Annotated in this window: 4 protein-coding genes; 3 read left to right on the forward strand and 1 reads right to left on the reverse strand. The window is 61.1% G+C overall.

Annotation, left to right across the window (positions count from 1 at the left end; all coding sequences use genetic code 11):
- Window positions 1-87 precede the first annotated feature (87 nt).
- The gene (mnmC, locus tag F8N49_RS20195; RefSeq protein WP_151552269.1) at window positions 88-2,067 is read left to right on the forward strand and encodes a bifunctional tRNA (5-methylaminomethyl-2-thiouridine)(34)-methyltransferase MnmD/FAD-dependent 5-carboxymethylaminomethyl-2-thiouridine(34) oxidoreductase MnmC; all 1,980 of its coding nucleotides are present in this window, start codon (window positions 88-90) and stop codon (window positions 2,065-2,067) included.
- A 3-nt stretch (window positions 2,068-2,070) separates the two neighbouring features.
- Here mnmC and F8N49_RS20200 read toward each other — a convergent pair whose 3' ends face one another.
- The gene (locus tag F8N49_RS20200) at window positions 2,071-6,894 is read right to left on the reverse strand and encodes an NEL-type E3 ubiquitin ligase domain-containing protein (protein ID WP_151552271.1); all 4,824 of its coding nucleotides are present in this window, start codon (window positions 6,892-6,894) and stop codon (window positions 2,071-2,073) included.
- 318 nt (window positions 6,895-7,212) lie between these two features.
- Between F8N49_RS20200 and F8N49_RS20205 the strand changes: the two genes are divergently transcribed.
- Window positions 7,213-8,985, forward strand: coding sequence for an N-acetylglutaminylglutamine amidotransferase (locus F8N49_RS20205; protein ID WP_151552273.1), 1,773 nt, complete (start codon window positions 7,213-7,215; stop codon window positions 8,983-8,985).
- A 3-nt stretch (window positions 8,986-8,988) separates the two neighbouring features.
- A complete protein-coding gene (gene ngg / locus F8N49_RS20210; protein ID WP_151552275.1) occupies window positions 8,989-10,737 on the forward strand; it encodes an N-acetylglutaminylglutamine synthetase in 1,749 nt (582 codons plus the stop codon).
- The last annotated feature ends 98 nt before the right edge of the window (window positions 10,738-10,835 follow it).

Raw genomic sequence — 10,835 nt, forward strand, 5'->3', positions numbered from 1 at the left:
TGACACGCCCAAATCCCGTCTTGAGCTGGATCAGGCAGCTCGCGCGTGATCGGCTAGAATGGCCGCCTTGTGTTTGCCGAGCCTGCCATGAAAGCCGAAATGCCCCACGCCCAACTCGACTGGGACGACCAGGGACGCCCACGTTCGCGGGTGTTTGATGACGTGTATTTTTCCGATCAGTCGGGGCTGGAGGAAACCCGTTACGTGTTTCTTGAGCAGAACCGTCTGGCCGAGCGCTTCGCTGCGCTGCCGGCGGATGGTCGGCTGGTCATTGGCGAAACCGGCTTCGGCACCGCGCTGAATTTTCTCTGCGCCTGGCAGCTATTCGAACAACACGCAGTGGCCGGTGCGCGCCTGCATTTTGTCAGCGTCGAGAAGTACCCGCTGGCGCCTGCGGATCTGCGTCGGGCCTTGGCACTGTGGCCGGAACTCAAGCCGTTGGCGGATCAGTTGCTGAGGCATTACGTGGCGATTCATCAAGGCTTTCAGCGCATTACTTTGGCCGAAGGTCGAGTGACGCTGACCTTGCTGATCGGCGATGCGCTGGAGCAACTGCCGCAACTCGATGCGCAGATCGACGCGTGGTTTCTCGATGGTTTCGCACCGGCGAAAAACCCGGACATGTGGACCGCTGAGCTGTTCGTCGAGCTGGCGCGCCTGGCCGCGCCGGGCTCGACCATCAGCACCTTCACCAGCACCGGTTGGGTAAGGCGTCTGCTCAACGCTGCCGGGTTCAAGATGAAGCGCACACCGGGCATCGGCCACAAGTGGGAAATCCTGCGTGGCGAATTTCTCGGCTGGCCCGCCGAGGTGACGGCGCCAATGCCGGTTAAACCCTGGTTCGCCCGCCCTGCTCCGTTGCGCGGTGAGCGCCGGGCGCTGGTGATCGGCGCCGGTCTGGCCGGCTGCGCGACGGCGTCGAGTCTGGCGGCGCGCGGCTGGCAGGTGAGTCTGCTCGAGCGTCACGCGGCGGTGGCGCAGGAAGCGTCTGGCAACCCGCAAGGCGTGCTCTATCTCAAGCTGTCCGCCCATGGCACGGCGTTGTCGCAGTTGATCGTCAGCGGCTTCGGTTACACCCGGCGCCTGCTGGAAAGCCTGCAACGCGGCAGCGACTGGGATGACTGCGGCGTGCTGCAACTGGCGTTCAACGCCAAGGAAGCCGAGCGCCACGGGCAACTGGCGGCGGCGTTTCCTGAAGATCTCTTGCAGTGGCTGGAACAGCCGCAAGCGCAGGCTCGCGCCGGTGTCGGCGTGACCCACGGCGGCTTGTTCTACCCAGAGGGCGGCTGGGTGCATCCGCCGGCGCTGTGTCAGGCCCAGGCGGCCCACACCAATATTGAGTTGCTCAGCCATCACGAAGCTTTGGAACTGCGTAAAGTCGCTGACCAGTGGCAAGCGTTCGACGGCGAGCGTTTGCTCGCCAGTGCGCCGGTGGTGATCCTGGCCGGTGCTGCCGAAATCAAACGTTTTGCCCAGAGTGCCGAATTGCCGCTCAAGCGCATTCGCGGACAAATTACGCGTCTGCCTGAAACCGCAGACAGTCATGCGCTGACCACCGTGGTGTGCGCCGAAGGCTACGTCGCCCCGGCGCGTCTGGGCGAGCACACCCTGGGCGCGAGTTTCGACTTCAACAGCGACGACCTGACGCCCACGACTGCCGAGCACCAAGGCAATCTGGCGATGCTCGAAGAGATTTCCAGCGATCTGCTGAGCCGTCTGAACATCAGCGAGCAGCCAATTGAGAACCTTGAGGGCCGCGCAGCCTATCGCTGCACCAGCCCCGATTACCTGCCGATTGTCGGCCCGCTCGCTGATCTGCAAACCTTCAATCAAACCTACGCTGCGTTGAGCAAAGACGCCCGACAGGTGCCGGACATCGCCTGCCCATGGCTCGATGGTCTGTACGTCAACAGCGGCCACGGTTCTCGCGGGCTGATCACCGCGCCGCTGTCCGGCGAACTGCTCGCCGCGTGGCTGGACAACGAGCCGCTGCCGTTGCCGCGCAGCGTGGCCGAAGCGTGCCATCCCAACCGGTTTGCCTTGCGCAAACTGATTCGCGGCAAGTGAATATCAGATGTCCGGCATCACACAGAGGCCGAGATCCATCAGGCGTATGGACTCTTCGGTCAGGCGCTTGATCACTGCCTCTTGTGCCTGCTCCTTTTCAAGCTGGAGGGCATTCGCCTGACTCACATAGTCGGCACTGAGGAGGGTGTCCGCCTGCTCATCGAGGGCACTCATGCGCGGCGCGAACGATTCATCGATCATTGAAAATTTGCGCGTAAACGTACGCTTCAGATAATCACGCCAGAACGTTCGCTCCTGCATGTATTTCAGCCATTGCGGGGAAAGTTCGGCAGTCATCACGCGATTTCTGGCGACCTCAAGATCAGCGGCTGTCACGCCACTCTGGGCATCGAACAGCATACCTTTCGGTTGACCGCGCAGCCCGAGCGCATCGGTCAGACCGATGCGATAAGCAAGGTTCATTTCCAGTGCATCGACCTTCGGCGCCCGGAGCGAATGCTCCAGGGCAATTTCTTCCAGCTTGTCCAGCCTGAACAGACTGCGGCCCAGTTCCAGCAGAGCCTTGGCAGTGACCTTGCGGCCGCTTGCCGCGCTGGTTACCCGCTCGACTTCCACCTCGACTTCCAGGCGACTGAACACCAGCGTTGCGTTGTCGGTGCAATGAAGCGGATCGGCAGCCGTGTCGAGCACTTGTTCACACAGCGGCCCGTCAGCTTCGGCCGCCTTCAGTACCGCCCAGACGCGTCGCTGCAAGTCGGCGCTGGCCTTTTTCCCGTCCGCGGTATCGCCCAGTTGCGCCAGCACGGTGAACAACCCATCGGCCTTCGGCTCGTTTCGCAATGCCGTCCAGATGCGCGTCTGTTCTGCCCACTCCTCGCCACTGTTCTTGGTCAACCAGAGCGAGCGGGCGTGTTGCTCGTTCATCCTGGCGATGTCATTGGGGAGGTAGTCCATACCGATGCCGAAATTATCGCGATAGTTTTCCAGATGCGTTTTGCTGCGTTCGGAAAAAGGATTCAGTCCCAGCTTGAGTGCGCTGGTGAACTGGCGTGTTTTCTGGAATAACCAGTCGGGCAGCTCTTTGATTTTATTCCCGGTCAGGTTCATCAATTCAATGTGGACGGAATTGGACAGGCCTTCTGGCAGTTCCGTGATGCCGGTGTCTTGCAGGGACAAGCGGCGCAGTTGCGTCATTTGACTGAAATCCGGGGTGGCGCCCAACGGATTCTTGTCCAGATTCAGGTAGCGCAACGTGCTCAGACTGTTCAGCTTCGCCAGGGTCTGTTCGGTCAGTTTGAGCTGATTGCCTGCCAGACTCAGCCGTTGCAGACGCGGCATGTGCGACAACACTTCAGGCAACCGGGTGATCGTGTTGCTGCCCAGTTCCAGTAGCTCGAGCTGTTTGAAGGACTTGAGGAAGTGCGCGACATCATCACCCAGCGCCATGTTGCGCATCGACAATTGCTCTATGTGGTCGAAGCTCACCGACGGCGGCAATGTTGGCACCTTACCGATGCGCATGCCGTCAAGGTTGAGGGTACAGAGGTTTTTTCCCTCTTCGTTGGTGGCCCAATGAAAGCGTCGAAATCCTTCTTCGATCAACTCGGCGGCGATTTTCCGGCTGTGCCGCGCTTCGGCCAGATCGCCACCCATGGCTTTCAGGGCCGCGGCATCTTCGCTCCAGACAAACAGAACGTCACGCAGGGTCTGCAGATCCTGACGCAGAGCTTTGATGCGGGTCGCACGGCTCAACGGATCATCGCCCAGCTCATCGAGCAATTGGCTGAGCTGCTGCTGATTCAAGCGTGGATACAGTTTGCGCGCCTTGCGCAGCAGCGCCCGCGAATGCTCCGTCCCGGCAGCCTGATCGCTCTGCATGCAGGCCGGCTCGACAAGCCGAGGCTCAAACGTGCCGCGAACCAATGTCTGCGCCGTCTCCTCGCGTTCGTCCAGCGCCGCATCGAGCAATTTGCTGCGCAAGCGCACCGTGTCAGCCTGCGCAGACCCGCCCAACCCGGCGGCCGTCCGCTGACGCAACGGCAGCGCTTTGAGAATCGCGCTGTACAGATCCCCCGGCGCTGCTGCCACTTTGCCAAGTGACTTGCCGTCGCCACTGAACGCCTCGTAACCGGCAGCAGACTTCACCAGCGAGCAGGTATTTTCGGGTTTCGCAGAGGCATCGCCGATGGCTTCCAGAATTGGCCCGGCGAGTGTCTTGTCACGCACTTGCAAGCGCAATTGTGCATCCCAGCCGCTCAGTCGTGGCAGCAACTGAATGGCCAGTTTGTCGGTATCGGCATTGGCCAGTCGTGGCCAATGCAAACCCGTCAGGGCACGATCGAGTCGCACTGCGTTGATGTTTTGCCTGACGCGTTGCCCCATCCGCAACGGCACCTGCCCGGTCTCGCGCAGATGCAATCGTTCGATACTCGGCGCGCGCTCGATCAGCTGCTGCCCATGGCGCGTCGCAATGGCGGCAAAGACCTTGCGCAACTTCAGCACATCGTCCGCCTCGCTCCGGTCATAACGCTGATACATACGCTCAAGCACCTCACGATGATCCGTCTTCAGCGCCGCGCCGAGCTTCTTCGCCAGCGCCGACTCTTCCAGGCTGGCGGCGGTTTTACCGCCGAGCAAAGCATCGATTTCGTTCTGGTACAGGCCATCAATGACCGTTCGCAGCAACTGCCCCGCCGCCAGTTGTTCACGGCTGACTGCCACGCTCAGAGCTTCGTCGGGCTCGCGGGTCAATGGATAAGTTCCCTCGACGCTGCCATCGGCGTTGGTCACCTCGATGTAGCGGTCGGTTGGCCAGCCCTTGAGCTTGGGCAATGCGTGCAATTGCTCCTCGGCGGGCTGGCCGGAATGTACTTCGCCGGCCTGCAGTTCGCGGGTCAGCTGGCGCAGTTGACGGGAGAGACGCACGCGTTCCACCGTGTCGCGCAGACGCTCCGGCAACGCCAGGTTATCGTTGAACGCCTGGAGCAACTGGTCATGACTGATGCCACTGAGCCGACGCATGTTATCCAGGTCGCTGTCGGTGAATTCGCTCAGGTGCGGGTCGATGCGTTTGAGTGCGTACGCAGAACTGCCCCACTCCTCGGGCTCTTCGCCAGGAATGCGCCAGCCCCCCTCAACGTGCCGGGCCAACTCCGGGGCATAGGCGTCAGCGCGACTGGCATGCTCCAGACGCCACAGGCTGGCATCGGCATCGTAACTGCCGGCAAAGAATCGATGATCGACACGCCCAAGGGTTTTGCGGCCCACCTGATAAAACTCCTTGGAGCTGGCATCAATGGTGAATCCCGCCGGGAGTGAATGCTCATAGGCAACGAGATCGGGCTTCCACAGACGTGCCTTGCCTGCGTGATTGAGGATGGCCCGAAATTGCCCGAAGAACTCCGGGTGCGAGCGCAGCAGTTTGCCGCCCAGCGTGCCCAACGCCTTCTGCCCGCCGGCAAACGCCGCCATCAGCGCAATGTTCTCCACCACGCTGAGCAGGTGCGAAAGCGCTTGCTGATGATCGCCACGCTGCCAGTCTTCGACCCCTTCATACACTTCGCCGAGCAATTGCCCGACCGCGACGCCCATCATCAGTTGGCCAAGGACCGGCACAAACATGCCCGCCACTGACGCGATGGTCACGCCCAGCTGGAGAAAATCCAGCAGACGTTTCTGGCGTGCGTCCTCATCGATATCTGCCGTCGGCACCGCCAGTTTGCGCGCATCGATCTGTAATTTGCCGACGTGACTCTGCACCATGAAATCAAAAAGCGGGACACTCATCGACAGTTGCCTGATGAGGCCCAACTCGCCCTTTTCCTCGAACGTTTTGAAGAAATCGGCCTTGTCATCCTCATCAAGGCATCGACCGAAATAATCCTTGTAGTCCGGTTTGCGCAGTTGTTGCGTGAGATAGTTTTTGAAGGCATTGAAGCTCGGATATTCGTACAACGCCCTATCGGGCTCGCCCGCCATGTAGACCAGGCAACCATCCTCGGGATGTTCCTGCACCGAGCGCGCGCAGAACACCACGACACCCCACACGCAGCTGTCCAGTATCTCGATTCCCTGCATGATCATCGGGTCGTTGCCGTGGCGCAGGGTTGCCGACGCCACGCCCTGGGCATCAATCAGATCCTGCAGCATGCGCAATCCCTGCGGAGTGATATCAGCCTTGAGCGCGGCCAGATGGGCGTCGAGCTGCAACAGGCTTTTTTTCATCGCGCCAATGTCGCGGGTCAGGACGCTACTGGTCACGACTTTGCCGTCGGCATCGCGCAGGCCGAAGACTTGCTGGAAATGTTGCTGATATTTCTTGCCCAGGTCGAGCGTGCGGCACAACGCGGCGAACGCCTGCGGTGTCAGGCCCTGCACACCCGCAGGCGCACTGGCAATGCGCACGACACTGCCGGACGGGAAACCATCGGCTTGCTCTTCGTCTTCAGTGAAGTTCTGCATCGCCGCCTGCAGCAGGGTTTGCTCGGCGTGTTTTACGACATCGATACCCGCTTGGTTGGTCGCCGTCGCGTCGCAGCCGCAATCGTCACCCGGCAGACTGAGCACATCCTGTTCGACGTCATAGACCGCCGGCCACTTGGCGTTCAACGCAGCGGTGAGTTCTTTTTTGCAGAAACCGCGCAACGATTGCAATCCGGCCAGATCCTTGGCCACTTTGAGCTGCAGGCGATGCAGCTCGCGAGCGGTCTGATCCAGCGTGGCCAGCGTGTCGGTCGAAGCCTTGAGCAAATAAGGCGGCAGACTTTTCTCCAGGGCCTCGGCCGTGTCGAGGTCTGCGGTGGCTTCCAGCAGCGTGCCGAGCACTGAAGATGGAGCAAGGTTTTGTTTCTGTTGCTGCACTGACATGGCAATAGTCCTTTATTGCTGTTGGGGCTTTCGACCTTAGCGATGGTGTGAATGAATTGATAATGGAAAAAACTGCTGGCAAATGCCGCAAACACACGCAGTTTTTCGGCCTATAAAACAGCCCGCTACCGCCCCGCAAAAAAAACCGGCTAACGCTGCCAGGGCGCCCTCTAGCACCGACCTGCAGAGGCCGTAGCGCCGCGCTTATAACTTATCGATCTAAAACTCCGCCTACCGTGACAGGTCAGTTTCTGAGTACCCGCACTTTTCGCGTGGTACGGCTTGACCTTCCCCAACGGAAAAACCGGTAAGGACTTTATGTGCGGATTAGCTGGCGAGTTACGTTTTGATCAACAACCTGCAGACCTTGCAGCGATCGAGAGAATCACCCATCACCTGGCCCCTCGCGGCCCTGACGCGTGGGGCTTCCATGCCCAAGGGCCGATTGCCCTGGGTCATCGACGCCTGAAAATCATGGACCTGTCGGACGGCTCGGCGCAGCCGATGATCGACAGCCAACTGGGCCTGTCCCTGGCGTTCAACGGTGCGATCTACAACTTCCCGGAACTGCGCGCAGAGCTTGAAGCACTGGGTTATGCCTTCTATTCGGGTGGCGACACCGAAGTGCTGCTCAAGGGTTATCACGCCTGGGGCGAGGGATTGCTGCCGAAGCTCAACGGCATGTTCGCCTTCGCCATTTGGGAGCGTGATGCCCAGCGCCTGTTCATCGCCCGTGACCGTCTCGGCGTGAAGCCGCTGTACCTGTCGCGCACTGGCCAACGCCTGCGCTTCGCCTCGGCATTGCCAGCGCTGCTCAAGGGCGGCGACATCAACCCGATCCTCGATCCGGTGGCGCTCAATCACTATCTGAATTTCCACGCGGTCGTACCTGCGCCGCGCACGTTGCTGGCCGGTATCGAAAAACTGCCGCCTGCCACCTGGATGCGCGTTGAAGCCGATGGCCGCACCGAGCAGAAAACCTGGTGGACCCTGCCCTACGGTCCGAATGAAGACGAGAAAAACCTCAATCTGGAAGACTGGGTCGATCGCGTCCTCGACAGCACCCGCGAAGCGGTGGCGATTCGTCAGCGTGCGGCAGTGGATGTCGGTGTGTTGCTTTCGGGCGGTGTCGATTCGAGCATGCTCGTCGGCCTGTTGCGCGAAGTCGGCGTAGAGAATCTGTCGACCTTTTCCATCGGTTTCCAGGATGCCGGCGGCGAGCGCGGCGACGAGTTCCAGTACTCGGACCTGATCGCCAAACACTACGGCACTCGCCACCATCAGTTGCGCATCGACGAGAAAGAAATCATCGAACAACTGCCCGCCGCGTTCCGGGCGATGAGCGAGCCGATGGTCAGCCATGACTGCATCGCGTTCTATTTGTTGTCCCGCGAAGTGGCCAAGCACTGCAAAGTGGTGCAGAGCGGCCAAGGTGCGGACGAACTGTTTGCCGGTTACCACTGGTATCCGCAGGTCGACGGCGCGGCGGATCCGTACGCCGCTTATCGCGATGCATTCTTCGATCGCAGCTACGACGACTACGCGGCGACTGTGCAGCCGAAATGGCTGGTCGATCATGATGCGGCGGGCGACTTCGTCAAACAGCATTTTGCCGAGCCCGGCGCCGAGGCTGCCGTGGACAAGGCGCTGCGTCTGGACAGCACGGTGATGCTGGTCGATGACCCGGTCAAACGCGTCGACAACATGACCATGGCCTGGGGCCTGGAAGCGCGTACGCCGTTTCTCGACTATCGACTGGTCGAACTGTCGGCCCGTGTGCCGGGCAAATTCAAGCTGCCCGATGGCGGCAAGCAAGTGCTGAAAGAAGCTGCGCGCCGGGTCATTCCAAGCGAAGTGATCGACCGCAAGAAAGGCTATTTCCCGGTGCCGGGTCTCAAGCACTTGCAGGGCGACACGCTCAATTGGGTGCGCGAGTTGCTGCTGGATCCGAGCCAGGATCGCGGCCTGTTCAACCCGAGCATGCTCGACAAGCTTCTGACTGACCCGCAAGGCCAACTGACCCCATTGCGCGGCTCGAAACTGTGGCAACTGGCGGCCCTGAACCTGTGGCTCAGTGAACAAGGAATCTGATTGATGAAACCCCATGCCACGTCCATCAACCAACGCCTGTTGCGTGGTCAGGCCCCCTCGTATGAACGTTTGCAGGCGCGCCTGGCCGAAGACGGCAGCGAGCTTGCCAGCGCCCCGATTGCCGTGCATTGCGGTTGGGGCCGGCTGCTGATCGGCCACACCTTTCCCGACCCGGCGTCGCTGGCGCAGGAGCTGCTCAACGAGCAACCCGGCGAGCGCGACATCGCCCTGTATGTTGCCGCACCGCAGCAGATTCTCGGCCTGGAGCCGACGCAGCTGTTTCTCGATCCATCCGACACCCTGCGTTTGTGGTTCAGCGATTACCGGCAGGCCACGCGGGTGTTTCGCGGCTTCCGCATTCGTCGTGCGCAGAGCGAAACCGACTGGCAGGGCATCAACCGTTTGTACCAGGCGCGCGGCATGTTGCCGATCGATCAGGAGTTGCTCACCCCGCATCATCAGGGCGGCCCGGTCTACTGGCTGGCGGAAGACGAAGACAGCGGCGCGGTGATCGGCAGTGTCATGGGCCTCAATCATGAAAAAGCCTTCAACGATCCGGAACATGGCAGCAGCCTCTGGTGCCTGGCGGTCGACCCGCATTGCTCGCGCCCCGGCGTCGGCGAAGTGCTGGTGCGACATTTGGTCGAGCACTTCATGAGTCGCGGCCTGGCTTATCTGGATCTGTCGGTGCTGCACGACAATCGTCAGGCGAAAAACCTTTACGCCAAACTGGGTTTCCGCAACCTGCCGACCTTCGCCATCAAGCGCAAGAACGGCATCAACCAGCCGCTGTTTCTCGGCCCGGGCCCGGAGGCGAATTTCAATCCTTACGCGCGGATCATCGTCGAAGAGGCGCATCGACGCGGTATCGACGTGCAAGTCGATGACGCCGACGCCGGGCTGTTCACCCTTAGCCATGGCGGCCGTCGCGTGCGCTGCCGCGAGTCGCTGAGCGATCTGACCAGTGCGATCAGCATGACCCTGTGCCAGGACAAAAGTCTGACCCACAAGGTGCTCAAGGCCGCAGGCCTGAAACTGCCGGCGCAGCAACTGGCGGGCAATGCCGACGACAACCTGGCCTTCCTCGATGAGCACCAACGGGTGGTGGTCAAGCCTCTCGATGGCGAACAGGGCCACGGCGTCGCGGTGGATCTGCGCACCATCGAAGAGGTGCAGAAGGCTATCGAAACGGCGAAGCAGTTCGACAGTCGCGTGCTGCTGGAAAGCTTCCACGAAGGCCTTGATCTGCGCATCGTGGTGATCGGCTTTGAAGTGGTGGCGGCGGCGATTCGCAAGCCCGCCGAAGTGGTCGGCGATGGTCAGCATTCGATTGGTGCGCTGATCGAAGCGCAGAGCCGCCGCCGGCAAGCCGCCACCAGTGGCGAAAGCAAGATTCCGCTGGACCACGAAACCCAACGCACGCTGCATGCCGCCGGTTACGACTACAGCAGCATCCTGCCGGCCGGCGAGCATCTGTTCGTGCGGCGCACGGCCAACCTGCACACCGGCGGGACGCTGGAAGACGTGACCGACATTCTTCATCCAACCCTGGTCGACGCGGCAGTGCGCGCGGCGCGGGCGCTGGATATTCCAATGGTCGGGCTCGATCTGATGGTGCCGGCAGCGGATCAGCCCGAGTACGTGTTCATCGAAGCCAATGAGCGCGCCGGCCTCGCCAACCATGAACCGCAGCCGACGGCGGAACGCTTTGTCGATCTGTTGTTTCCGCATAGTCAGCCGGCGATCTCTTGATTACCCAGCGGCTGCACTGACGCCATCGCTGGCAAGCCAGCTCCCACAGTTCCCGCGGTATACACAACACTGTGGGAGCTGGCTTGCCAGCGATGAGG

This window comes from Pseudomonas sp. GXM4 (assembly GCF_008923895.1).
In the GTDB taxonomy this organism is placed as follows: domain Bacteria; phylum Pseudomonadota; class Gammaproteobacteria; order Pseudomonadales; family Pseudomonadaceae; genus Aquipseudomonas; species Aquipseudomonas atacamensis.

Coding starts and splice junctions, on each gene's coding strand:
- mnmC (WP_151552269.1), top strand. CDS start 88: ATGAAAGCCGAAATGCCCCACGCCCAACTCGACTGGGACGACCAGGGA.
- F8N49_RS20200 (WP_151552271.1), bottom strand. CDS start 6,894: ATGTCAGTGCAGCAACAGAAACAAAACCTTGCTCCATCTTCAGTGCTC.
- F8N49_RS20205 (WP_151552273.1), top strand. CDS start 7,213: ATGTGCGGATTAGCTGGCGAGTTACGTTTTGATCAACAACCTGCAGAC.
- ngg (WP_151552275.1), top strand. CDS start 8,989: ATGAAACCCCATGCCACGTCCATCAACCAACGCCTGTTGCGTGGTCAG.